This window comes from Bacillus sp. PS237 (assembly GCF_037963345.1).
Classification (GTDB): domain Bacteria; phylum Bacillota; class Bacilli; order Bacillales; family Bacillaceae; genus Bacillus; species Bacillus subtilis.
Genome location: NZ_CP150156.1, coordinates 3,409,460 through 3,433,957, shown reverse-complemented (window position 1 = coordinate 3,433,957; position 24,498 = coordinate 3,409,460). Strand labels below are relative to the sequence as shown.

The 24,498-nt window shown below is 45.8% G+C and carries 21 protein-coding genes and 1 other annotated feature; of the genes, 17 read left to right on the top strand and 4 right to left on the bottom strand.

The features are described from left to right. Positions 1-26 precede the first annotated feature (26 nt). The 4 genes from ganP to ganB all read left to right on the top strand — a co-directional run bounded on the left by ganP (position 27) and on the right by ganB (position 5,589). Complete coding sequence (ganP, locus tag NST22_RS17870) at positions 27-1,283, top strand: arabinogalactan oligomer ABC transporter permease GanP (protein ID WP_003243623.1); 1,257 nt, start codon at positions 27-29, stop codon at positions 1,281-1,283. Positions 1,284-1,286: 3 nt separating this feature from the next. Continuing rightward, positions 1,287-2,138, top strand: a complete 852-nt coding sequence (ganQ, locus tag NST22_RS17865; RefSeq protein WP_003228283.1) for an arabinogalactan oligomer ABC transporter permease GanQ — start codon at positions 1,287-1,289, stop codon at positions 2,136-2,138. A gap of 18 nt (positions 2,139-2,156) precedes the next feature. After that, a complete protein-coding gene (gene ganA, locus NST22_RS17860) occupies positions 2,157-4,220 on the top strand; it encodes a beta-galactosidase GanA (RefSeq protein ID WP_010886616.1) in 2,064 nt (687 codons plus the stop codon). 79 nt (positions 4,221-4,299) lie between these two features. Beyond that, positions 4,300-5,589 carry an arabinogalactan endo-beta-1,4-galactanase gene (ganB, locus tag NST22_RS17855; protein WP_003243128.1) on the top strand — a complete coding sequence of 430 codons (1,290 nt, stop codon included), beginning with the start codon at positions 4,300-4,302 and terminating at the stop codon, positions 5,587-5,589. Between the two features lie 53 nt (positions 5,590-5,642). On the opposite strand, the gene rsbP is transcribed toward ganB, so the two are convergent. Both rsbP and rsbQ read right to left on the bottom strand, forming a co-directional pair. Beyond that, positions 5,643-6,854, bottom strand: a complete 1,212-nt coding sequence (gene rsbP / locus NST22_RS17850; RefSeq protein ID WP_003228290.1) for a phosphoserine phosphatase RsbP — start codon at positions 6,852-6,854, stop codon at positions 5,643-5,645. A 35-nt stretch (positions 6,855-6,889) separates the two neighbouring features. Then, entirely contained in the window at positions 6,890-7,699 is an 810-nt protein-coding gene (gene rsbQ, locus NST22_RS17845; protein ID WP_003228292.1) for a sigma factor SigB/phosphatase RsbP regulator RsbQ, read from the bottom strand. Between the two features lie 283 nt (positions 7,700-7,982). Here rsbQ and NST22_RS17840 point away from each other — a divergent pair, with 283 nt between their 5' ends. The 9 genes from NST22_RS17840 to NST22_RS17800 all read left to right on the top strand — a co-directional run bounded on the left by NST22_RS17840 (position 7,983) and on the right by NST22_RS17800 (position 17,330). Continuing rightward, positions 7,983-8,888 carry an ABC transporter ATP-binding protein gene (locus NST22_RS17840; RefSeq protein WP_003228295.1) on the top strand — a complete coding sequence of 302 codons (906 nt, stop codon included), beginning with the start codon at positions 7,983-7,985 and terminating at the stop codon, positions 8,886-8,888. Continuing rightward, positions 8,889-9,626 carry an ABC transporter permease gene (locus NST22_RS17835; RefSeq protein WP_003228297.1) on the top strand — a complete coding sequence of 246 codons (738 nt, stop codon included), beginning with the start codon at positions 8,889-8,891 and terminating at the stop codon, positions 9,624-9,626. Positions 9,627-9,629: 3 nt separating this feature from the next. Continuing rightward, positions 9,630-10,745 carry a two-component system sensor histidine kinase YvfT gene (gene yvfT / locus NST22_RS17830; RefSeq protein ID WP_003228300.1) on the top strand — a complete coding sequence of 372 codons (1,116 nt, stop codon included), beginning with the start codon at positions 9,630-9,632 and terminating at the stop codon, positions 10,743-10,745. Between the two features lie 16 nt (positions 10,746-10,761). Further along, positions 10,762-11,364, top strand: coding sequence for a two-component system response regulator YvfU (gene yvfU / locus NST22_RS17825; RefSeq protein ID WP_003228302.1), 603 nt, complete (start codon positions 10,762-10,764; stop codon positions 11,362-11,364). A gap of 174 nt (positions 11,365-11,538) precedes the next feature. After that, on the top strand, positions 11,539-12,255 hold the full coding sequence (lutA, locus tag NST22_RS17820; RefSeq protein ID WP_003244353.1) for a lactate utilization iron-sulfur protein LutA: 717 nt from the start codon (positions 11,539-11,541) through the stop codon (positions 12,253-12,255). Between the two features lie 26 nt (positions 12,256-12,281). Further along, entirely contained in the window at positions 12,282-13,721 is a 1,440-nt protein-coding gene (lutB, locus tag NST22_RS17815; RefSeq protein ID WP_003228307.1) for a lactate utilization iron-sulfur protein LutB, read from the top strand. Next, positions 13,721-14,443: a lactate utilization protein LutC gene (lutC, locus tag NST22_RS17810; RefSeq protein ID WP_003228309.1), complete on the top strand. Its 723-nt coding sequence runs from the start codon at positions 13,721-13,723 to the stop codon at positions 14,441-14,443. Before lutB ends, lutC begins: the two co-directional genes overlap by 1 nt. 107 nt (positions 14,444-14,550) lie before the next feature. Then, complete coding sequence (locus tag NST22_RS17805; RefSeq protein ID WP_003228311.1) at positions 14,551-15,585, top strand: glycoside hydrolase family 18 protein; 1,035 nt, start codon at positions 14,551-14,553, stop codon at positions 15,583-15,585. Positions 15,586-15,682: 97 nt separating this feature from the next. Continuing rightward, positions 15,683-15,918 (top strand) — a binding site (T-box leader). A 68-nt stretch (positions 15,919-15,986) separates the two neighbouring features. Next, positions 15,987-17,330, top strand: coding sequence for an amino acid permease (locus tag NST22_RS17800; protein WP_003228313.1), 1,344 nt, complete (start codon positions 15,987-15,989; stop codon positions 17,328-17,330). A gap of 40 nt (positions 17,331-17,370) precedes the next feature. Here NST22_RS17800 and NST22_RS17795 read toward each other — a convergent pair whose 3' ends face one another. Continuing rightward, positions 17,371-18,288, bottom strand: coding sequence for a DMT family transporter (locus NST22_RS17795; protein WP_003243358.1), 918 nt, complete (start codon positions 18,286-18,288; stop codon positions 17,371-17,373). A 99-nt stretch (positions 18,289-18,387) separates the two neighbouring features. On the opposite strand from NST22_RS17795, the gene NST22_RS17790 reads away from it, so the two are divergent. Both NST22_RS17790 and NST22_RS17785 read left to right on the top strand, forming a co-directional pair. Beyond that, entirely contained in the window at positions 18,388-19,266 is an 879-nt protein-coding gene (locus tag NST22_RS17790) for a LysR family transcriptional regulator (protein WP_003243271.1), read from the top strand. A 156-nt stretch (positions 19,267-19,422) separates the two neighbouring features. After that, positions 19,423-20,433, top strand: coding sequence for an MsnO8 family LLM class oxidoreductase (locus tag NST22_RS17785; protein WP_003228318.1), 1,011 nt, complete (start codon positions 19,423-19,425; stop codon positions 20,431-20,433). A 48-nt stretch (positions 20,434-20,481) separates the two neighbouring features. On the opposite strand, the gene araR is transcribed toward NST22_RS17785, so the two are convergent. Continuing rightward, on the bottom strand, positions 20,482-21,570 hold the full coding sequence (araR, locus tag NST22_RS17780; RefSeq protein WP_003243070.1) for an arabinose utilization transcriptional regulator AraR: 1,089 nt from the start codon (positions 21,568-21,570) through the stop codon (positions 20,482-20,484). A 203-nt stretch (positions 21,571-21,773) separates the two neighbouring features. Here araR and araE point away from each other — a divergent pair, with 203 nt between their 5' ends. Then, positions 21,774-23,168: an arabinose-proton symporter AraE gene (gene araE, locus NST22_RS17775; RefSeq protein ID WP_003243899.1), complete on the top strand. Its 1,395-nt coding sequence runs from the start codon at positions 21,774-21,776 to the stop codon at positions 23,166-23,168. A gap of 297 nt (positions 23,169-23,465) precedes the next feature. After that, positions 23,466-24,488 carry a gapA transcriptional regulator CggR gene (gene cggR, locus NST22_RS17770; protein ID WP_009968188.1) on the top strand — a complete coding sequence of 341 codons (1,023 nt, stop codon included), beginning with the start codon at positions 23,466-23,468 and terminating at the stop codon, positions 24,486-24,488. The last annotated feature ends 10 nt before the right edge of the window (positions 24,489-24,498 follow it).

Genomic DNA, 24,498 nt, shown 5'->3' with positions numbered 1-24,498 from the left:
TTTGTATTGTAAGAGAGGTGAAAACGGTGCAGCATCGTCAAGTCGCTTTGTTGCTTTCTATCATTCCGGGACTCGGGCAATTTTATAACAAGCAATGGATAAAAGGTATTGTCTTTCTTTTCTTAGGCGCATCGTTTTTTGCGGTCTTTGGAGATCTGCTCAATATGGGGTTTTGGGGAATCTTTACACTGGGAACAGAAGTGCCGCGGGATAATTCCGTTTTTCTGCTGGCGGAAGGGATTATTGCTGTCATCGTGACCTGCTTTGGCCTTGCGGTGTATTATGTAAATCTTCGCGATGCGTTCCAAAGCGGAAAACAGCGTGATGAAAATAAGCCATTAAGTTCCTTAAAGGAACAATACCAGCATATCATTTCTGAGGGCTATCCTTATGTCGTCAGCGGCCCATCTTTGTTTATTTTAATTTTCGCCGTGATCTTTCCTATCTTATTCAGCTTTGCATTAGCGTTTACAAACTATGATTTGTATCATTCTCCTCCTGCAAAATTAATTGATTGGGTCGGTTTTCAAACGTTCGCAAATATTTTCACAGTTGATATTTGGAGGTCGACTTTTTTTGATGTACTGGCTTGGACGGTGGTTTGGACACTTGCTGCATCCACACTGCAAGTCACCTTGGGGATTTTTCTCGCGATCATTGTTAACCAGAAAGACCTTCGGTTTAAACGTTTTTTTCGGACGATTCTGATTTTGCCATGGGCCGTTCCCGGTTTTGTGACGATTTTAATTTTTGCGGGACTGTTTAATGATAGCTTCGGTGCGATGAATCACGACATCTTGGCTTTCTTCGGGATAGATCCGCTTCCGTGGATGACAGATGCCAATTGGTCGAGGCTTGCATTGATTCTCATGCAGGGCTGGCTCGGATTTCCGTACATCTTTCTCGTCTCAACAGGCGTATTGCAATCCATCCCGGACGATCTGTATGAAGCAGCTACGATTGATGGCGCTTCTGTCTTTTCAAAGCTGAGATACATCACGCTTCCGATGGTGTTCATTGCAATGGCTCCGATTATCATTACTCAGTTTACGTTTAACTTTAATAACTTTAATATTATCTATCTATTCAATGGCGGAGGTCCGGCTGTAACCGGATCAACAGCCGGCGGGACAGATATCCTCGTTTCATGGATTTATAAATTGACAATGCAGTCCAGCCAATATTCACTTGCTGCGGCTTTAACCATTTTATTATCTGTATTTGTTATCTCCATCGCATTGTGGCAGTTCAGACAGACAAAGTCTTTTAAAGAGGAGGCATAAGGTATGCTGGCAGATATGAAAGTCAGAAGATATATCCGTCTCCTTTTCTCTTACTTGTTGCTAGCCTTTATGGCGGTCATCATTGTTTATCCTCTCCTTTGGACGGCAGGCGCAAGCTTTAATCCCGGCAACAGCTTAATCAGTACATCCATCATTCCGAAGCATCCGACATTCGATCATTACAAGGAATTATTTGCGGGCAAGGAAAGCCTTCAATATGTGCAGTGGTATGTCAACTCTATGAAGATCAGCCTGTTTACAATGGCAGGGTCTTTGCTCTGTGTGACGTTTACGGCCTATGCGTTTTCGCGCTTTCGGTTTAAAGGGAGGAAATACGCTTTAACGCTCTTTTTATTGCTGCAGATGATTCCTCAGTTTTCAGCTTTAATTGCCTTGTTTGTGCTGGCGCAAATCTTGGGAATGATCAATAGCCACTGGCTGCTAATCTTGCTTTATATCGGCGGCCTGATCCCGATGAATACGTATTTGATGAAAGGGTACATGGATTCCATTCCGATGGATTTAGACGAAAGCGCCAAGATTGACGGAGCCAGCAGCACCAGAATCTTCTTCCAGATCATTCTGCCATTATCAAAACCGATGGCGGCAGTCGTGGCCATGAACGGCTTTACCGGTCCGCTCGGAGATTTTGTGCTGTCCTCAACCATATTGAGAACGCCTGAATCATATACATTGCCCGTCGGTCTATTCAATTTAGTGAATGATGTCATGGGGGCCAGCTATACGACATTTGCGGCCGGAGCCCTGCTTATCAGCATACCGGTTGCCGTCATCTTTATTATGCTGCAAAAGAATTTTGTGTCCGGATTAACCGCAGGCGGAACGAAGGGCTAAGAGAACAAGGAGGAGAATGTGATGTCAAAGCTTGAAAAAACGCACGTAACAAAAGCAAAATTTATGCTCCATGGGGGAGACTACAACCCCGATCAGTGGCTGGATCGGCCCGATATTTTAGCTGACGATATCAAACTGATGAAGCTTTCTCATACGAATACGTTTTCTGTCGGCATTTTTGCATGGAGCGCACTTGAGCCGGAGGAGGGCGTATATCAATTTGAATGGCTGGATGATATTTTTGAGCGGATTCACAGTATAGGCGGCCGGGTCATATTAGCAACGCCGAGCGGAGCCCGTCCGGCCTGGCTGTCGCAAACCTATCCGGAAGTTTTGCGCGTCAATGCCTCCCGCGTCAAACAGCTGCACGGCGGAAGGCACAACCACTGCCTCACATCTAAAGTCTACCGAGAAAAAACACGGCACATCAACCGCTTATTAGCAGAACGATACGGACATCACCCGGCGCTGTTAATGTGGCACATTTCAAACGAATACGGGGGAGATTGCCACTGTGATTTATGCCAGCATGCTTTCCGGGAGTGGCTGAAATCGAAATATGACAACAGCCTCAAGACATTGAACCATGCGTGGTGGACCCCTTTTTGGAGCCATACGTTCAATGACTGGTCACAAATTGAAAGCCCTTCGCCGATCGGTGAAAATGGCTTGCATGGCCTGAATTTAGATTGGCGCCGGTTCGTCACCGATCAAACGATTTCGTTTTATGAAAATGAAATCATTCCGCTGAAAGAATTGACGCCTGATATCCCTATCACAACGAATTTTATGGCTGACACACCGGATTTGATCCCGTATCAGGGCCTCGACTACAGCAAATTTGCAAAGCATGTCGATGCCATCAGCTGGGACGCTTATCCTGTCTGGCACAATGACTGGGAAAGCACAGCTGATTTGGCGATGAAGGTCGGCTTTATCAATGATCTGTACCGAAGCTTGAAGCAGCAGCCCTTCTTATTAATGGAGTGTACGCCAAGCGCGGTCAATTGGCATAACGTCAACAAGGCAAAGCGCCCGGGCATGAATCTGCTGTCATCCATGCAAATGATTGCCCACGGCTCGGACAGCGTTCTCTATTTCCAATACCGCAAATCACGGGGGTCATCAGAAAAATTACACGGAGCGGTTGTGGATCATGACAATAGCCCGAAGAACCGCGTCTTTCAAGAAGTGGCCAAGGTAGGCGAGACATTGGAACGGCTGTCCGAAGTTGTCGGAACGAAGAGGCCGGCTCAAACCGCGATTTTATATGACTGGGAAAATCATTGGGCGCTCGAGGATGCTCAGGGGTTTGCGAAGGCGACAAAACGTTATCCGCAAACGCTTCAGCAGCATTACCGCACATTCTGGGAACACGATATCCCTGTCGACGTCATCACGAAAGAACAAGACTTTTCACCATATAAACTGCTGATCGTCCCGATGCTGTATTTAATCAGCGAGGACACCGTTTCCCGTTTAAAAGCGTTTACGGCTGACGGCGGCACCTTAGTCATGACGTATATCAGCGGGGTTGTGAATGAGCATGACTTAACATACACAGGCGGATGGCATCCGGATCTTCAAGCTATATTTGGAGTTGAGCCTCTTGAAACGGACACCCTGTATCCGAAGGATCGAAACGCTGTCAGCTACCGCAGCCAAATATATGAAATGAAGGATTATGCAACCGTGATTGATGTAAAGACAGCTTCAGTGGAAGCGGTGTATCAAGAAGATTTTTATGCGCGCACGCCAGCGGTCACAAGCCATGAGTATCAGCAGGGCAAGGCGTATTTTATCGGCGCGCGTTTGGAGGATCAATTTCAGCGTGATTTCTATGAGGGTCTGATCACAGACCTGTCTCTCTCTCCAGTTTTTCCGGTTCGGCACGGAAAAGGCGTCTCCGTACAAGCGAGGCAGGATCAGGACAATGATTATATTTTTGTCATGAATTTCACGGAAGAAAAACAGCTGGTCACGTTTGATCAGAGTGTGAAGGACATAATGACAGGAGACATATTGTCAGGCGACCTGACGATGGAAAAGTATGAAGTGAGAATTGTCGTAAACACACATTAGGCTGATGCTCCGCTCGATATGGGCGGATTCTTTTTTCTATAGAATGAAAACGCTTGCTAAGTCTTGGGGGGATGAAATCATGAAAAGCAAAGTGAAAATGTTCTTTGCGGCTGCCATCGTGTGGAGTGCATGTAGTTCAACAGGATATGCCGCTGCCATTGAGAAGGAGAAGCACGTGTCAGAGCTTCGGGCAGAGGATCTTTTTGTTAAAAAAGTAGAGGGGATGAACAAGGATTTTATCAAAGGGGCAGATGTATCCAGCGTTATTGCTTTGGAAAACAGCGGTGTCACCTTTTACAATACAAACGGAAAACGCCAGGATATCTTTACAACTTTAAAACAGGCTGGGGTCAACTATGTTCGCGTCCGCATCTGGAATCACCCGTATGATTCAAATGGCAACGGGTATGGCGGGGGAAACAATGATGTTCAAAAAGCCATCGAAATCGGAAAAAGAGCGACAGCGAACGGAATGAAGGTGCTGGCCGACTTTCACTACTCTGATTTCTGGGCCGATCCAGCGAAACAAAAGGTGCCCAAAGCCTGGGCGAATCTCAGCTTTGAAGCAAAAAAAGCAAAGCTCTATGAGTATACGAAACAAAGCCTGCAAAAGATGATCAAGGAAGGCGTTGACATCGGCATGGTTCAGGTCGGAAATGAAACAACAGGAGGATTTGCCGGTGAGACTGATTGGACGAAGATGTGCCAATTATTTAATGAAGGAAGCCGAGCGGTCAGGGAGACAAATTCAAATATTTTGGTCGCCCTGCATTTTACCAATCCTGAAACGGCTGGAAGGTATTCATTTATTGCAGAAACACTCAGCAAAAACAAAGTGGATTATGATGTGTTTGCTAGCTCCTATTATCCTTTCTGGCATGGCACATTACAAAATTTGACCTCCGTGCTGAAGGCTGTTGCCAATACGTACGGCAAAAAAGTCATGGTGGCGGAGACATCGTACACCTATACCGCTGAGGATGGCGATGGGCATGGAAATACAGCACCAAAAAGCGGGCAGACGTTGCCATATCCAATTTCTGTTCAAGGCCAGGCAACTGCAGTAAGAGATGTAATGGAGGCAGTGGCGAATACGGGCAAAGCAGGACTTGGTGTTTTCTACTGGGAGCCGGCGTGGATTCCAGTCGGGCCGAAGACACAGATAGAGAAAAACAAAGTGTTATGGGAAACATACGGGTCAGGGTGGGCGTCCAGCTATGCTGCTGAATACGACCCTGAAGACGCCGGGAAGTGGTATGGGGGAAGTGCTGTAGATAATCAAGCTTTATTTGATTTTAATGGACACCCGCTGCCTTCCTTGCAGGTGTTTCAATATGCGGAGTCAGGACATATTCCAAAGAAACGCTGAAACAAAAAAATCCATGAGATGTAACAAATCATTGTTATGTCTCATGGATCATTTTATTTTACATCAACTAATATAAAACATTCGTCATCACTCTTATGATGAGCTTCCTTTTGATGCTGCAGTGATGTAAGGATTTTCTCCTTCAGGTCAGCGATTGGCGAATCAGGATGATCCTTTAGTAAATCAAATAAATAACATGAAGCCGTAGGATCCATCACGCCATCCGTATACAGAAGCAATCTTCCGTCCTCCGTGTATGAAAGGCTGCTTGACTGAAACTCTAAGTCTTCAAACATCCCGATCGGAGGCGAGGTCGCGTGAAGCAGATGTTGAGTTCCGCTATCGTCCTGCCAAAGTGCCGGCGGATGCCCTGCGTTGACATAATCAATTCTTTGCCGTGCTATATCAATCTCGAGATAAATAGCAGTGCAATAATGTCTTGCTTCCTCATCATTTTGAAACAAGCTGTGAAGGTGCCGGTCCAATTCCTTCATAACTTTAACGGGGCTGAGACCTTGCGTGATCTGGCGCTGGAACAAAGGATGAAGAGACATCGTAATCAATGCAGATGAAATTCCGTGCCCCATCACATCAAGGATAATAATGCCGTAACGGTGTTCATCGATTTGATAATATCCGTAAAGATCACCTGACAATTCACTCGATGCGTTGTAATAAGAGTCAATCTGAACCTGATCGTTTACAATCGGTTCAGTCAACGAGTTTTTCTGGATCTTTCTGGCGAGTTCAAGCTCTCTTTTGGTGTTTAATTTAAATTGTTGATTTTGTTTATTGATCTCAAGAAGTTCTTCTTGTTTTGCTTTCAGCGTTTCCAAGGCAATTTCTAACTCCGCATTGGCTTTCTGTTTGGCAAGCAAAGCTTCCTGAGCCTCATTTCTGGCTATCAGCAGCTCATTTTCATATTCATTTCGCTTTCGCATTGGAATCAGAACACAATCAAAGACAGAAGCCCCGCTATCGTGTCTCGCAATAGCATTGATAAGGACGGGAATTTCTTCTCCATCTCTTGCTTTCAGGGAAATGTATATTTCTTCGATGTGATGCTCCAATTTCAAAAGCGGAAAAAAATAAAGCTGGCAGAAAAGCTGCGCGGGAATGGTCAACATCATATTCATGTGCTGGCCGATAACCTGCTCCGGTTCATAATCCAGAATCTTGATAAGGGTGCGGTTGGCAGCTATGATCGACCCCTCTTCTGACAAAGCGAGGAAACCGCATGGTGCATCATTCAATTGTTTGTCCATCTAAGAGGGTCACCTCTATCCCTTTCGTTCCTATATCACACGTGTGCTTTTAAATAATCGCCGATCAGCTGTATCGTCTCATCTGGATGGCTCATATGAGGGCAATGTCCGCGAGCCTCCATTTGTTTCAGACTGCTATAAGGCAGATGCTGATGCATATACTTACCTACTGTTGCAGGTGCGATGATATCATCTGCACATTGGAGAATAAGAGAGGGAACCGTTACCTTCGAAAGATCCTCTCGGTGATCAGAAAAAAACGCCGCTTTCGCGAATTGGCGGGCAATGACAGGATCAGTAGAACAAAAACGGCTTTCAAGCTCTTCCTTAATTTCAGGCCGATCTGGCTGATTCAGAACGGTTGCCGCAAATACAGTCGCCCAGCCGATATAATTTTTCTCCATCATCTCCAGCAAGCCAAGGAGCTGCTCCTCTTCAAATCCTCCGTAATACTCAGGCGGATCATTCAAATAGCAAGGAGAAGGCCCCACCATCACCAGATGGGAAAAAAGCTCCGGGCGGCGGATGGATGCAAGCATCCCAATCAAGGCCCCGACGGAGTGACCCACAAACACGGTTTCCTTCAGATCTAAAGCTTCACAAACATCAAGAACATCCTGGGCATAGCCGTCAAGTGTCTGGTAACGATTCAGGTCATATGCGCGCAAATCTGAATGTCCCGAACCGACGTAATCAAATAAAATCACCCGATGATCTTCTTCAAAGGCAGGTGCCACGGCATTCCACACGCTTTGATCGCATCCAAAACCAGGTGCGAACATGATAGATGCTTTGCCGCTGCCTTTCACCTTCACATGATTTCTAGACAAAATCGCTTCGTTCATGATTGGCTCCTTTCAGCCGGAAAGTAATATAAAGTTCAATATTTCTATCATAACACTCGGATGGTTTGAAGAGTGTATCTTTCTATGAATGTCACAGCAGTTTAAAAGAAAGAGGACATGGGAGATAGAAAAGATGGATGAATTGGAAGATGCAGGAGGAGGATTGCCTAGACACCGGGGTGAGAAAAAAATGACATTTGTCACTCCATCATCATGACACCCCATACTAACATCGTCTTCTCCGTCATTTTACAATCAATGTAAACGATCAGGAGGTGCTCATGTGATGAAAGAAGCAGTAACAGTAAGCAACGTGACAAAACATTTCCAGCGAAAAACCGCTGTAAACAACATCAGCTTCAGTATTGAAAAAGGAGAAATTGCAGCCATTCTCGGGCCAAATGGGGCAGGGAAGACGACCGTCGTCTCGATGATATTAGGATTGCTGAAACCGAGTGAGGGAGAAATCAAACTATTTAACCGGGTTCCCGATGATCAACAGGTTCGTGAAAAAATAGGTGTAATGCTTCAGGAAGTAAGTGTCATGCCGGGCCTTAAGGTGGATGAAATCCTTGAACTCTTCCGGAGCTATTATCCGAATCCATTGTCCATGAAAGAACTCGTTTCGTTAACAGCACTCACCAAAGAAGATTTGAAAACAAGAGCAGAAAAATTATCCGGCGGACAAAAACGCCGTTTGAGCTTTGCTTTGGCTCTTGCCGGGAACCCGGAGCTGCTTATACTTGATGAACCGACAGTCGGCATGGACACTTCATCAAGACACCGATTCTGGCAGACCATTCACGGACTGTCGGACCAAGGAAAAACGATTATTTTTTCAACTCATTATTTACAGGAAGCAGATGATGCCGCACAGCGAATCCTATTTTTTACTGAAGGACAGCTTGTTGCAGACGGCTCACCAATGCAAATCCGCTCAAGAATTCAAAAACAGTCTGTTTCCTTTACGCTTCATTCAAGTGAATCATTGGAAAGGCTGTCTTGTCACCCGGAAGTCGAGAGAGTGATCCACGAGCATGAGAGAACCATCATCCAGACATCAAATACAGACAAAGTGTTGGCGCTGATCTTTCAAGAAAACATACATGCACGGGATATTCGAATTGAGCAAGCAACGCTCGATGAGGCATTTCGCCAGCTGGCTGACGGCAACAGGGAGGCGATGTGAGTGAACGTGCTGCAAAAGCAAAGCATCGCTGAAATGAAAAGGGTGCTTAGGAACAAGTACTTTGTGCTTTGGTCTCTGATCATGCCGATTGCCTTTTATTATTTCTTTACAAATGTAGTGAATACCAACGTCCCTGATCAACGTGCATGGGAAGCCCATTACCTGATGTCGATGACAGTCTTCAGCGTGATGGGTTCCTCTATCATGACGCTTGGCATCCGAATGGTACAAGAACGGTCACAAGGCTGGGCCGCCTTTATCCGCCTTACGCCTCTTCCGGATCATATCTATTTATCAGCTCAGATGATCGGCCAAAGTGTCATTCACGTTTTATCAATTACCGTCATATTTCTGTTCGGCGCAATCATCAATGATATTGCCTTGTCACCGTTTGAATGGATGATGAGCGGACTGTGGATTTTGTTTGGCGCATTGCCTTTTTTAGCATTAGGCACACTAATCGGCCTCATGAGAAAAGTAGAAACAGCGGCCGGAATCAGTAATGTGCTTTATATGCTGCTGGCTTTAGGCGGAGGGATGTGGATGCCGTTTGAGGTCATGCCTGACATGATGCAGAGCATTGGCCAGTGGCTTCCGTCTTATCATTTCGGGAGCGGAGCGTGGGAACTTGTCCGGGGTGGGAGTCCGACTTGGAAAAATATTCTGATATTAATCGCTTATATGATGCTCTTCATGCTACTATCTAAATATATAAGAAGAAAACAAGAAGCGGTGTAATACATGAAAAAGGCAATATCTATTTTCCCGAAGGAATTCGGGTTTTTCCCTTATATCTTTCTGGTGTATACGATTATGCCGTTCCTCTCTTTATTAAAAGAATCAGGGGTCAAACAGGGGATCGGATATGGTATGCTGCTCCTTTTTGTAGCGGCATATCGCCAGTTATTCTGCAGCGTGGGCAAAGCTTCGTTTACATATTGGCTTATCGTGCAAATGGCGGTTATTTTGATGTATAGTGTGTTTTACAATATCACCTATATATACTTAGGTTTTTTTCCGGCAAACTTTGTTGGTTATTACAAAGAGAAAACGAATTTTAACCGTGCGTTCTGCGCTTTAATCTTTATACTGCTTTTTCCATGCCTATACCAATTTATCGCGAATTCGGTCTCGCTTCGGGAGCTTTTTTCTGTTCTCCCGTTTCTCGTCATTATGCTCATTTCTCCATTCGGAATTCGTTCTATGTTTCGGAGGATTGAGCTTGAAGCTAAGCTTGCACAAGCCAACGAACAGATAAAAGAACTCTCTAAAAGGGAGGAACGTGTTCGAATCGCCCGTGATCTTCACGATACTCTTGGCCACACCCTGTCGCTGCTTACATTAAAAAGCCAGCTCATTCAGCGGCTGGCTGCATCTGATCCAGAACGGACCAAGCTTGAGGCAAAAGAAATGGAAACCAGTTCACGCTCCGCACTCAAGCAAGTTCGAGAGCTGGTTTCTGATATGAGAACGGTCACGATAACAGAGGAGCTCGTAAACATTCAGCACATATTAAGAGCGGGGAACATTACCTTTCAATACGAAGGAGCCGACGACTTTTCAGTGATATCTCCCGTCACTCAAAATATTATCAGTATGTGTATGCGGGAAGCCGTGACTAACATTATCAAGCACAGCAAAGCAACCCACTGTGCCATCACCATTTCTCAATTTGCTGACAAAATGAGGATCGTAATACGGGATGACGGAAAGGGAGCGCCGAAGGAGAAAATGTTTGGGAATGGCCTGTGGGGAATGGAAGAACGGCTCATGCTCATTGAAGGGGGATTAACGGTTTCAGACCATAACGGAACGGTTGTGGCACTGACGATTCCGCTTATTAAAAAAGCAGAATGATTGGAGGACGAAAAGAATGATTCGTCTGTTTATTGCTGAGGACCAGCGAATGCTTTTAGGCGCTTTGGGATCTTTGCTTGATTTAGAAGAGGATATGACAGTCATCGGACAAGCATTAAACGGGGAAGAGGCGCTACATGCTATTTTGAAGCTGGAGCCGGATGTATGCATTATGGACATTGAAATGCCGGTTCGAAGCGGGCTGAATGTGGCAGAGGAATTAATGAAAAAAGGCTGCGTCAGCAAGGTCATTATTTTAACCACCTTTGCCCGCCCCGGATATTTTGAACGCGCCGTAAAGGCCGGTGCACATGGCTATCTGCTGAAAGACGGTGAAATTGACGATCTGGCCGATGCCATTCGAAAATGTGTAAAGGGAAAACGTGTCTTCAGCCCTGAGCTGACGTTTAATATGATGCGAGACGAAAATCCGCTAACCGTTAGAGAGCAAGAAATTCTGAGGCTTGCGGCTTTAGGCAAGACAACAAAAGACATTACGCTGGAGCTCTATTTATCTCAAGGCACAGTTCGAAACTATATCTCAGAAATCATCCAAAAGCTTAATGCGAAAAATCGGACAGAAGCCGCCAGCATCGCTGAGGAAAAGGGCTGGATCTAACCATATACTGCACTCCTGGGAGATCGGGAGTGTTTTTGATATGCCACAAATGAAAATATCCCTAGAAAACTCTTTCCTTCCATTGTCAGAATAGTGTACGATATTCATATAGTTATTTTAACTCAGGTCATCAGATGACCTGATCATATATTGGGGATGAGAGAGGGGTTCATCATGAAAGTCTCACTTTTTGTCACTTGTCTTGTTGATATGTTTCAAACAAATGTCGGAAAAGCAACGGTTGAGCTGCTGGAGCGGCTTGGGTGCGAGGTTGATTTTCCAGAAGGGCAGATTTGCTGCGGACAGCCGGCTTACAACAGCGGCTATGTACATGACGCCAAAAAAGCAATGAAACGGATGATCGAAACGTTTCAGGATTCCGAATATGTTGTCAGTCCTTCGGGTTCCTGCACAACGATGTTCCGGGAGTATCCGCACCTGTTTCAGGATGATCCGAAATGGGCCGATAAAGCGAAAAAGCTGGCGGATAAAACGTATGAACTGACAGATTTTATTGTGAACGTCCTTGGGGTAGAGGATGTCGGCGCGACCCTTCATACAAAAGCGACCTTACATACGTCGTGCCATATGACTAGGCTGCTGGGTGTTCGGAAGGAGCCGATGAAGCTGTTGAGCCATGTGAAGGGCCTGCAGTTTACAGAGCTTCCGGGCAAACATAACTGCTGCGGATTCGGAGGAACGTTCTCAGTCAAGATGGCGCAGATTTCTGAGCAGATGGTCGATGAAAAAGTCGAATGTGTGGAGGAAACGGGAGCAGAGGTGCTGATCGGTGCTGACTGCGGCTGTTTGATGAATATCGGGGGACGGCTTGGCCGAAAAGATAAGAATGTCAAAGTGATGCACATCGCCGAAGTGCTCAACAGCAGATAAAACTGGATTCAGAGGGGGAAAGGATCATGGCGATGAAAATCGGTACTGACGCTTTTAAAGAGCGGGTATCACAGGGGATTGATAATGAATTTATGAGAGGCGCTGTTTCAGGTGCACAGGAGCGTCTGCGGACGCGGCGCCTAGAGGCAGCAGAAGAACTGGGAAACTGGGAGGAGTGGCGCTCATTATCAGAGGAAATCAGGCAGCATGTCCTTGAAAACCTTGATTTCTATCTCGGACAGCTTGCCGAAAATGTGGCGAAAAGAGGCGGACATGTCTATTTCGCGAAAACAGCGGAAGAGGCGTCTTCCTATATTCGGGATGTCATTCAAAAGAAGAACGGGAAGAAAATTGTGAAATCTAAATCAATGGTCACAGAGGAAATCAATCTGAATGAGGTGCTGGAGAAGGAAGGCTGTGAAGTCGTAGAAACCGATCTCGGCGAGTATATTTTGCAGATTGATGATCACGATCCGCCGTCACATATCGTAGCGCCCGCTCTTCATAAAAATAAAGAGCAGATACGCGATGTGTTTAAAGAAAGACTGGACTATCAACATACAGAAAAACCGGAAGAGCTGGTGATGCATGCGCGCGCCATTCTCCGGAAAAAGTTTCTGGAAGCGGATATCGGCATTACCGGCTGTAACTTCGCCATCGCTGACACGGGTTCCGTCAGCCTTGTGACCAATGAAGGAAATGGACGGCTTGTGAGCACCTTGCCGAAAACACAAATTACCGTCATGGGAATGGAGCGGATTGTCCCGTCATTTTCTGAATTTGAAGTGCTAGTCAGCATGCTGACTAGAAGTGCTGTCGGACAGCGGCTGACAAGCTATATTACAGCTTTGACGGGTCCGAAGCTGGAAGGTGAAGTGGACGGTCCGGAAGAATTCCATCTTGTCATCGTTGATAATGGACGATCCAATATCCTTGGAACGGAATTCCAGTCTGTGCTGCAATGTATCCGCTGTGCCGCCTGTATCAATGTCTGTCCTGTGTACCGCCATGTCGGCGGACATTCATACGGCTCAATCTACTCGGGGCCGATCGGAGCTGTTTTATCACCGTTGCTCGGCGGTTATGACGATTATAAGGAGCTGCCGTACGCATCTTCACTGTGCGCTGCTTGTTCAGAAGCCTGCCCGGTCAAAATCCCGCTTCATGAGCTGCTACTCAAGCATCGTCAGAATATCGTCGAAAAAGAAGGCAGGGCGCCGATCAGTGAAAAGCTTGCAATGAAAGCATTCGGACTTGGCGCATCCTCCTTATCGCTTTACAAAATGGGCTCAAAATGGGCGCCGGCCGCCATGACGCCTTTTACAGAGGACGAAAAAATTTCGAAAGGGCCCGGCCCGCTTAAAAATTGGACCCAGATTCGCGACTTCCCGGCACCGCATAAATCGAGATTCAGAGACTGGTTTGCGGACAGAGAAACAAGTGAACGCACGAAGGAGGAGCAGTGATGACGAAGGGAACCATTCAGAATCAAGAGAGCTTTTTAAACCGAATCGCATCCAGCCTGGGCCGTGAACGAAGAACAGGAGGCGTGGCAGTCCCTGAATGGGCGCATCAGCCGCAATATAAAACACTTGAAGGTTATTCAGCGGATGACTTAGTCACAGTGCTCAAAAACCATTGTGTCAAAATCCATACAGAGCTGATTGAAACGGATTCAACCGGCCTTTACGATGCCCTGCGCGAGCAAGTCAGCCGCTTTTCTGGAGGCCCTGTCATCATTCCGAAGGACCCCCGCTTTGAAGAATACGGACTGAAAAGCCTGCTCACCAAGGACTGGCCGAGTGAAGGAACGCCGGTCTGGGAGTGGGATGCTGACAAAGGCGAGGAAAATATTAAAAAAGCGGAGCAAGCCAATGTAGGGATTACATTCAGCGAAATTACATTGGCTGAGTCGGGGACGGTTGTCCTCTTCTCCTCAAAAGACATCGGCCGCTCTGTCAGCCTTTTGCCAACGACTTATATTGCGATCGTGCCGAAATCAAGCATTGTACCGAGAATGACACAAGCCAGTGATATCATCCGCCAAAACATTGCGAACGGTGTCACTGTTCCTTCATGTATCAACTACATTACCGGACCGAGTAACTCAGCCGACATTGAAATGGATTTAGTTGTGGGGGTGCATGGACCAGTAAAGGCAGCATATATTCTCGTCTCTGACCGCTGAACTCAGGAAGCCCGGCAGGCATATGCCGGGCTTTTTGCTTGAAAAAACTTCAACTTCCAATTTTTTGGCCGATGAGAAGAGTATGACTTGATACAGGAGGAAATGCGATGAAAAAATGGCTGATCATAGCGGTTTCACTGGCGATTGCGATTGTTCTGTTTATGTATACAAAAGGAGAAGCGAAGGCAGCCGGTATGACAGTAGGCTACACGACTGGGGATACGGCTTCATACAATTCTCTTACGAAATATCATACATACATGAATGCCATCGCAACCGATACATTTGCGTTTGAAAAAAACGGACAAATCATTGGCGATGCCCCAACTAAGCAGCTGACATATGCGAAAAAGAAAAAAATCAAGACATGGGCTGTCATTTCAAACTATAATGATGCCATTTATGATTTTGACGGAGATTTAGCGAGTCGGGTCATGAGCAATAAAACAGCGAAAAAACGATTCACAGATCAGTTAATTACACTGGCCAAAAAGCACTCATATTACGGAATCAATATCGATTTTGAAGCAGTAAATCCAGAAGACCGCGCTGCATACTCGAACTTCATTCAATATGTCTCACAGGCTTTGAATAAGAAACATATTAAAACAATGGTATCCGTTCCGGCCAAAAGCGCCGATGATAAAAATGATGACTGGAGCTGGCCGTATGATTATGCGAAAATCGGCAAATATGCCGACTTCGTACAAGTCATGACCTACGATGAACACGGCATTTGGGGTGAGCCGGGGTCAGTGGCAAGCACAAACTGGATCAAAAGCTCTCTGCAGTTTTCAGTCAAAAAGATCAAAGCCAATAAAGTCATCATGGGAATCCCTGCGTACGGCTATGACTGGGATGTAAAAGACGGAAGTACCAGCACAATAAGGGAATGGAATGAGCTCAAATCCCTCATCAAAAAACAAAAAGCAAAGCCGGCATTCAACAAAAAATCAGGCTCGATGACGTTTTCTTATGTTGACAAAAAGAAGCATAAACATGTCGTGTGGTATGAAAACGAAAAAACCGTTCAAACGAAAAGCCATCTGGCAAAGCAATATAAAATAGCAGGTGTTTCAGTTTACGCATTAGGAAACGAGTCAGAATCCTTTTGGAAAGCCATTCGAAAAGGGACAAAATAACAGTTTCTTTTTTCTCTGAAGTTATTGACAGTTAAAAGAGAAGCACGTATATTATGTTAATATATTCAGATCATAAAATTTGAGTTTTTCAGAAAACTAAAACACATAGATTGGGAGCAGTAAAAGAAAGTGATCAGAACAGAGAGCTGCGGGGTGGTGCGACGCAGCCTGATTCTTCTTTGAACTCGCCCGGGAGTGGTAAGACGGAACGGAATAGATTGAATATTCCCTATGTTTTAACGGCTAACCTTCGTTACAGGTCAAAAGCAGGATTCTTCATGAAGAATCAACAAGAGTGGTACCGCGGTCAGCCGAAGGCTCGTCGTCTCTTTATCTATTAGATTAGGTAGGAGACGGCGGGCTTTTTTGTTTTTGAAAACGAGAAGGAGAGGTAGAAGAGGATGAAAAACGACAATCAAACGTTAAAACGCACGATGACGTCCCGCCATATTATGATGATGGCGCTGGGCGGAGCAATCGGCGCAGGTTTATTTAAGGGGAGCAGCTCAGCGATCGATGTGGCAGGGCCATCTGTCATTATCGCATACCTGCTCGGCGGGATTATTTTGCTGTTTATTATGCAGGGGCTGGCGGAAATGGCTGTTCGAAACCGTAACGCCAGAACCTTCCGTGATCTTGTCCAGCAGGTATTGGGAAATTACGCTGCTTACTTTTTGGACTGGATCTACTGGAAAATGTGGGTGCTTAACATTGCGGCTGAAGCTGTTGTAGCTGCGATTTTCATTCAATATTGGCTGCCGGGCTGCCCGATCTGGGTGTTGGCATTAGGAATTTCTCTTATCGTCACGATTGTAAACTTGCTTTCTGTTAAAATCTTCGCCGAAACTGAATATTGGCTGGCAATGATCAAGATTACCGTTATTATTATCTTTATTATTCTGGGATTGCTGCTCTTATTTGTATCATTCGGTGATCATACAGCATCCGGATTTTCCAACCTGACAGACCACGGCGGATTTTTCCCGCACGGCGGCACAGGGCTGATCACGGCGATGCTTGTCGTCATCTACTCTTACGGCGGTACAGAAATTATCGGTGTAACGCTTGCAGAGACAAAAAATCCGGAAAAGGTTGTCCCGAAAGCTGTCCGCAGCACACTGACACGGATTGTCGCGTTTTACCTGCTGCCGTTTTTCATCATCGTCAGCCTGATTCCATGGAACCAAGTCAATTCCGTTCCGGAAAGTCCTTTCGTGATGGTCTTTAAAATGGTAGGCATTCCGGGCGCGGATCATATCATGAATGCAGTCATCCTGCTGGCGATCATTTCTTCTATGAATTCAGGTTTATACGGATCATCACGCATTTTGTATACACAGGCAAGTGACGGAAGGCTTCCAAAGGTCTTCTCGAAGCTTTCATCGAAAAACGTACCGATGTTTGCGATTCTGATGTGCACTTCTTCTCTCTATATTGGCGTATTGATTTCTCTGTTCGCAGGAAGCCAAACATTTAATTATTTAATGGGATCATTGGGATATACCGTTTTATTCATTTGGCTGATCATCGGATTCGCTCATTTAAAATCGAGAAAACAGCAAACGGAAACACCGGCCTATTATGTAAAATGGTTCCCGTACACGACATGGTTTGCGATTGTGGCATTACTCGCCATTCTGATCGGGGTCATCATGACAACATCAATTGTCATTACCGGCATTACTGCGGCGATCTACCTTTTGATTACAGTTGCATATTTGGTCAAAGGACGCAAGCATCAGTAAATAAGAAACCCTCTTGCCGCATCCGGCAAGAGGGTTTTTATTATTGTGCAGCTTTCTCGTTTATACCAATCGCCGCAGCTTTCTGCGCTTTTGATTTTGTATTCACGAGACAGATGCTCGTGACAATCAGCAGCAGCCCTGCCAAGAGGCTAAGGGTGAGCGGTTCATGCAGGAAAATGGAGCTGGCCACGATTGATATGAGCGGAATCAAAAAAGTATAAGATGCGACCTTGCTTGCTTCTCCTGAACCGACAAGCGTAAAAAAGACAAGCCAGCCGAGTGCGATAACGAATACGGAGATGAACAGCAGGCTCGTAATAAACGGAGCTGTCCATTGGATCGCCGAAAAGCTTTCTGTCCAAAAGCCGGAGATAAGCAGAAACACGCTTCCGATCGTCAGCTGCAGAGCGACCATCCAGATGGAATCGACGCGGCTGCCTGTTTTTTTCATATATACTGTCCCGAGCGCCCAGCTGACTGCGGAGCCGAGAGCCAGCAGAACCCCAATGACAGAAATATGCCCGCCAAAGCCCGCAGCACTAATGACGGCTACTCCCGCAAAACCGAGGATGAGGCCAATCACTTTCATTACAAACATGGATTCGCCGAGCCACAGCCAAGAAAATACACCCATCAGAACAGGCTGGAAGAAGACGATTGCAGAAAACAGGCCGGCCGGAAGATAATTCAGCCCGATCGTTTGCAGGCCGTAGAATAATGTAATATTTAAAAGAGCAGAAACAAGATAAATCGGCCACGTTTCTTTTAAGCGTAATTTATGAATACGCGGCAGTGCGACTATGACTAATAAAAGCCCGCCGATCAGCGTTCGGATGCCCGCGAACAATAATGGCGGAGAATAGGCGAGCGCGGCTTTGGACAGCGGCCAATTGACGCCCCACATGATGACGAGAAATGCGAGCAGGAGAGCTGTCCGCGTTTTTGGGAGCTGCTTCATTGTTCATTCACTCCTTGTAGAACTTTTCCATCATATGATACGGTAGAACATAAGATAAATAAAATGAATCTTTTTTATAAGGAGCATAAGTAAATTGTTATGACCATTACTCAATTAAAGGTTTTTGTGAAAATAGCTGAAACGGGAAGCTTTACAAAAGCGGGTCAGGCGCTGAACATGACACAGCCGGCTGTCAGCCATGCGATTTCTGCGATCGAAGCTGAGCTTGATGTAAAGCTGATCATTCGTGACCGCCGCAATGGCCTGATGCTGACGGATACGGGAAAACAGATCTTAGTACACATCAGAGAAGTCTTAAAAGGCATTGAAAAAGTTGAGCAGGTAGCAGCAGCGGAAAAAGGGCTTGAACTGGGAACGATCCATATCGGCACATTCTCAACTGCCTCGGCTTATTTTATGCCGAAGCTGATCAGTGAATTTAAACAAAAATATCCGAAACTTGAGCTCGTGCTGCACGAGGGAACTGTAAATGAAGTCAAGGAGTGGCTTCATACGCGGATGATAGATGTTGGGATTCTTCTGTATCCAACAGAGGAGATGGAGTACATTCATTTGAAAAAAGACAAAATGGCTGTCGTGCTCAGGGACGATCACCCGCTTGCCAGTCATTCAGCCATTACGCTGAAAGATCTTGACCATGAACCGATGATCGTCTGTGACGGCGGCTATGAATCACCATTTATCGATATGTTCAGGCAGGCGGGTGCTACGCTGCACCCAGCTTTCACGGTCTATAACATCAACACCTCGATCAGTATGATCAGAGAAGGCCTGGGCCTGGCCATTTTATCAGAAATGTCCATGTCGGGGATGCCGCTGCCAGAGCATGTGGTGACCAGGGAATTGGACCCGCAGGTATACCGTGATGTGCAGCTTGCTGTTCCGTCGCTAAAGGAGGCTTCTCTGGCGGCTAAGCTCTTTATTGAGATGGCTAAGGAGTTGTTTGGAGCAGAATAATGTTCCAAACCGTTCGTTTTATATTGTTCGAATTTCATCGAATCAAATTCTTTTATTCCTGAATGCAGTTGTGTTATGGTGTGATAGAAGTTCTTTCAATCATGACCTGACAGCTTTGGGCTGTTTACTGATAACACATTTGCAAAGGAGAACAATATGTCTAACAACCAACGCAAAGATACCTTGCTTTCTGTCTTGAATTTATCTCCGGTTGTTCAGGGAGGAACGATTGCAGAATCATTCCGAAACAGCATGGACTTGGCGCGCCGGGCAGAGGAATGGGGCTATCACCGTTACTGGCTTGCTGAACATCATAATATAGAAGGTGTTGCAAGCTCTGCCACCGCAGTTTTGATTGGCCATATTGCCGGAGGCACGAAGAAAATCCGCGTCGGTTCCGGCGGCATTATGCTCCCCAACCACTCTTCATTAGTCATTGCTGAACAATTCGGCACACTGGAAACACTGTATCCCGGGCGGATTGATCTGGGGCTTGGACGTGCGCCGGGAACAGACCAATTGACAGCCAGAGCGCTCCGCAGAAACATCAACAGCGGGGAGGATTTTCCAGAACAATTAGAGGAACTGCGCAATTATTTTAAACCGTCAGGAAATGTGCGCAATCAAGTTCGCGCCATTCCCGGAGAGGGCATAGATGTGCCGATTTGGCTGCTGGGCTCAAGCGGCTTCAGCGCCCGTCTGGCTGGCGAACTTGGTCTTCCGTTTGCGTTCGCGGCCCATTTCTCACCGGCGAATACGGTTCCCGCTTTGGAGCTGTACCGCAATTCCTTCACGCCGTCAGACGTGCTCGACGAACCGTATGCGATGGTCGGTGTCACCATTATCGCGGCAGATACAAACGAGAAAGCGCAGCACCTTGCGACTTCCCATTATCAAAGGTTTCTTGATCTTGTCCGCGGTACGCCTAACCAGCTTAAACCGCCTGTTGAGGATATGGACCAAATCTGGAGCCCGTATGAAAAAGCGATGGTCAATGAGCAGCTGAGCTCCACGATTGTCGGAGGTCCGGAAGAAGTGAAGGCGAAGCTTGAAGATTTCGTCAAAACGACACAGGCTGACGAAATTATGGTTAACTCAGAAACCTTTGAACACGCAGACAGAATGCGTTCGTTTGAAATCATCGCTGACGTTTGGAAAAACAGATAACAGCTATAAAAAAAGCAATGTAGCGGGGAGACCCATACATTGCTTTTTTTATTCATTCAGTTTTCGTGCGGACTGGCGAATGATCAACTCAGGCTCAAATATGACATCCTCTTGCTTCGGCTTTTTATGCTCTAAGCAGTCAATGACATATTTGGCGGCTGCTTTTCCAAGCACTGATTTCGGATGTTTGACAGAGGTTAGTTTCACTTCTGAGATTTGGGCGAAATGTGAATCATCGTACCCGACAATAGACATATCCTCCGGCACTTTAAGATCCATCTCCCTCAGCATATCAATCACCTTCAGCGCAATTTCATCGTTATAACAAAGAATGGCTGTCGGCATGTGCTTGCTGTTTTTCTCCAGTGTGGCTTTTACTTTCTCCAGAAGTTTTGATTCTTTTTCTTCCGTTGTAAATGTCACGATCATATCCGGAGAAGGAAACAACTCACGCTCCCGGTGCGCCTGTATAAATCCGTTCATCCGTTTCACGCCTTGTGTGTCATCAGCTTTAAAAATACCCATCATATGCGTGTGGCCGAGAGAAAGCAAATGCTCCGCCGCCATCATCCCGCCTTTCACATCATCCAAGGTAAAACTTGGCGCGGCAAGCTCGGCATATGACGCGTTAATCATCGCAAAAGGAATGCCGTTTTTCTCCAAGTTCAGATAATAGCCGATGTTTGGGGTTTGAAGGGCGCTTTTTGTCGGTTCTACGATGAGTCCGTCAATATGCTGGGACAGCAGGTTTTCTAAGCCTCTTCTTTCATTGTCCGGGTTGTTGTTTGTGCTTGTCAAAAGCATAGAATACCCCTGCTCGCTTAAATAGGACTCGATTCCTCTGATGATGCTCGGGAAAATATAGTCTGATATGTAAGTTGTCAAAACACCGATCGTTTTATTGGAATGCAGCGCTGACTTAGCAGAGCGTGAAGCGACAAAGGTGCCTCCGCCTTGCACGCTGTACAGCAGACCTTGTGATACGAGGTCTCCGATCGCTTTGCGGATGGTATGCCGGCTGACGCCGAATTGCTGCATTAATTCGTTTTCGGTAGGGATTTTTTGATCGGGCAGTATTTTGCCTTGATTAATCCAAGAACTGATTTCTTCTTTTACTTGCGCGTATTTTGGTAACATATCCATTCCTCCAAAATGTATACGGACAAATTTCAGTATATCACAGCGTTCTTTGTAAGAAAACATTGACAGAAAATGCAAACAAGATTATTCTATATTTGTACGTACTAATTAAATGTAATTTTCGTTAAATTTTAATATAAGTACGTACAATTGAAGGTTTAAATGAAAACGCTTTACTCAACATTCGGGAGGGCAGGGAAATGAAGAATACTCCAACTCAATTAGAACCAAATGTTCCTGTAACAAGAAGCCATTCAATGGGATTTGTCATTTTGATCTCATGTGCGGCGGGGCTTGGCGGCTTATTGTATGGCTATGACACGGCAGTGATTTCTGGCGCCATCGGTTTTCTGAAAGATTTATACAGCCTGAGTCCGTTTATGGAGGGACTTGTCATTTCAAGCATTATGATTGGAGGAGTTGTGGGCGTCGGGATATCCGGATTTTTAAGTGACAGATTCGGCCGGAGAAAAATTTTAATGACAGCCGCTTTGTTATTTGCGATATCAGCAATCGTTTCAGCGCTTTCTCAAGACGTGTCCACCTTAATCATTGCAAGGATTATCGGGGGGCTGGGAATCGGGATGGGCTCATCGCTCTCTGTTACGTATATTACAGAAGCGGCACCGCCCGCTATACGCGGAAGTTTATCTTCGTTATATCAGCTCTTTACGATACTGGGTATTTCCGCAACATACTTTATTAATCTAGCTGTGCAGCGGTCCGGAACATACGAATGGGGCGTGCACACCGGCTGGAGATGGATGCTTGCTTATGGAATGGTGCCATCCGTCATTTTTTTCCTTGTCCTGCTCGTCGTCCCGGAAAGTCCGAGATGGCTGGCGAAAGCGGGCAAAACAAATGAAGCTTTAAAGATCCTGACACGTATTAATGGAGAAACTGTTGCAAAAGAAGAATTAAAGAACATTGAGAACTCTTTAAAAATAGAACAAATGGGGTCGCTCTCCCAGCTGTTTAAGCCGGGTCTCAGAAAGGCGCTTGTCATTGGAATCCTGCTGGCGCTGTTTAACCAAGTCATCGGCATGAACGCGATTACTTACTACGGGCCGGAAATCTTTAAAATGATGGGATTCGGGCAAAACGCCGGATTTGTGACGACTTGTATCGTCGGGGTTGTAGAAGTTATTTTTACCGTTATTGCGGTGTTGCTGATTGATAAAGTCGGACGAAAAAAACTGATGTCCATCGGTTCTGCTTTTATGGCTATTTTTATGATTTTAATCGGGACGTCGTTTTATTTTGAGTTAACAAGCGGGATCATGATGATCGTCCTTATATTAGGTTTTGTCGCTGCTTTCTGTGTCTCGGTCGGACCGATCACATGGATTATGATTTCTGAAATCTTCCCGAACCATCTGCGTGCGCGGGCCGCGGGCATTGCGACCATCTTTTTATGGGGAGCAAACTGGGCGATCGGACAGTTTGTGCCAATGATGATCGATTCTTTCGGGCTCGCCTATACATTTTGGATCTTTGCGGTGATTAACATCCTTTGTTTCCTGTTTGTCGTTACGATCTGTCCAGAAACGAAGAACAAATCGCTCGAGGAAATTGAAAAGCTTTGGATAAAATGAAAACGCTTTAATGAAACAGCCCTTTCTACGGGAAGGGCTGTTTATATTGGGATGCACCATTTGGCGCTTTCTGTATAAGATAAAGATATATAGGATAAAATATTGCTGGATAAAACGACGCGGCATGAAAACTCTGCGAATATTGTCGATGAATTGGCTCTTAACAGTTGAATAAACAATTCCACCCTGTTAAAATAATTAAAGAAAGCAGAAATGATTTTTTTTGGCTATGACGGGACGTTTTTTGTCATAGCGGGACATATAATGTCCAGCAAAAAAGGAAGGAACGTTTGAGTCATGAACCAGTTAATACAAGCTCAAAAAAAATTATTGCCTGATCTTCTGCTCGTTATGCAAAAGAGGTTTGAAATCTTGCAGTATATCAGGCTGACAGAACCCATCGGGCGAAGAAGCCTGTCTGCCAGTCTCGGAATCAGCGAGCGTGTGCTGAGGGGCGAGGTTCAGTTTTTAAAGGAACAGAACCTGGTCGATATTAAGACAAACGGCATGACATTGACAGAAGAGGGCTATGAACTGCTTTCTGTTTTGGAAGATACGATGAAAGATGTTTTAGGTTTGACTCTTTTGGAAAAGACATTAAAAGAACGTTTAAATCTAAAGGATGCCATTATCGTATCCGGAGACAGCGATCAATCCCCATGGGTCAAAAAAGAAATGGGAAGAGCGGCTGTCGCATGTATGAAAAAAAGATTTTCAGGCAAAAATATCGTCGCTGTAACTGGCGGTACGACAATTGAAGCTGTCGCCGAAATGATGACGCCGGATTCTAAAAACCGCGAGCTTTTGTTTGTGCCTGCAAGAGGCGGTTTAGGCGAAGACGTGAAAAACCAGGCGAACACCATATGCGCGCATATGGCGGAGAAGGCTTCAGGCACTTACCGGCTTTTGTTTGTTCCGGGACAGCTGTCACAAGGCGCCTATTCATCTATTATTGAAGAGCCTTCTGTCAAAGAGGTGCTGAACACCATTAAATCAGCGAGTATGCTGGTTCACGGAATCGGCGAAGCTAAAACTATGGCTCAGCGCAGAAACACGCCTTTAGAAGATTTAAAGAAAATAGATGATAACGACGCGGTGACGGAAGCGTTCGGCTACTATTTTAACGCGGACGGCGAAGTGGTTCACAAAGTGCATTCTGTCGGAATGCAGCTGGATGACATAGACGCCATCCCCGATATTATTGCGGTAGCGGGCGGATCATCAAAAGCCGAAGCGATCGAGGCTTACTTTAAAAAGCCACGCAACACGGTTCTCGTCACAGACGAAGGAGCCGCAAAGAAGTTATTAAGGGATGAATAATCCCTCAATA

Excerpts from the sequence above, each read along its gene's own strand:
- ganQ (WP_003228283.1), top strand. The coding sequence starts at position 1,287 with ATGCTGGCAGATATGAAAGTCAGAAGATATATCCGTCTCCTTTTCTCT.
- ganB (WP_003243128.1), top strand. The coding sequence starts at position 4,300 with ATGAAAAGCAAAGTGAAAATGTTCTTTGCGGCTGCCATCGTGTGGAGT.
- rsbP (WP_003228290.1), bottom strand. The coding sequence starts at position 6,854 with ATGGACAAACAATTGAATGATGCACCATGCGGTTTCCTCGCTTTGTCA.
- rsbQ (WP_003228292.1), bottom strand. The coding sequence starts at position 7,699 with ATGAACGAAGCGATTTTGTCTAGAAATCATGTGAAGGTGAAAGGCAGC.
- yvfT (WP_003228300.1), top strand. The coding sequence starts at position 9,630 with ATGAAAAAGGCAATATCTATTTTCCCGAAGGAATTCGGGTTTTTCCCT.
- yvfU (WP_003228302.1), top strand. The coding sequence starts at position 10,762 with ATGATTCGTCTGTTTATTGCTGAGGACCAGCGAATGCTTTTAGGCGCT.
- lutA (WP_003244353.1), top strand. The coding sequence starts at position 11,539 with ATGAAAGTCTCACTTTTTGTCACTTGTCTTGTTGATATGTTTCAAACA.
- lutB (WP_003228307.1), top strand. The coding sequence starts at position 12,282 with ATGGCGATGAAAATCGGTACTGACGCTTTTAAAGAGCGGGTATCACAG.
- lutC (WP_003228309.1), top strand. The coding sequence starts at position 13,721 with ATGACGAAGGGAACCATTCAGAATCAAGAGAGCTTTTTAAACCGAATC.
- NST22_RS17805 (WP_003228311.1), top strand. The coding sequence starts at position 14,551 with ATGAAAAAATGGCTGATCATAGCGGTTTCACTGGCGATTGCGATTGTT.
- NST22_RS17800 (WP_003228313.1), top strand. The coding sequence starts at position 15,987 with ATGAAAAACGACAATCAAACGTTAAAACGCACGATGACGTCCCGCCAT.
- NST22_RS17795 (WP_003243358.1), bottom strand. The coding sequence starts at position 18,288 with ATGAAGCAGCTCCCAAAAACGCGGACAGCTCTCCTGCTCGCATTTCTC.
- NST22_RS17790 (WP_003243271.1), top strand. The coding sequence starts at position 18,388 with ATGACCATTACTCAATTAAAGGTTTTTGTGAAAATAGCTGAAACGGGA.
- NST22_RS17785 (WP_003228318.1), top strand. The coding sequence starts at position 19,423 with ATGTCTAACAACCAACGCAAAGATACCTTGCTTTCTGTCTTGAATTTA.
- araR (WP_003243070.1), bottom strand. The coding sequence starts at position 21,570 with ATGTTACCAAAATACGCGCAAGTAAAAGAAGAAATCAGTTCTTGGATT.
- araE (WP_003243899.1), top strand. The coding sequence starts at position 21,774 with ATGAAGAATACTCCAACTCAATTAGAACCAAATGTTCCTGTAACAAGA.
- cggR (WP_009968188.1), top strand. The coding sequence starts at position 23,466 with ATGAACCAGTTAATACAAGCTCAAAAAAAATTATTGCCTGATCTTCTG.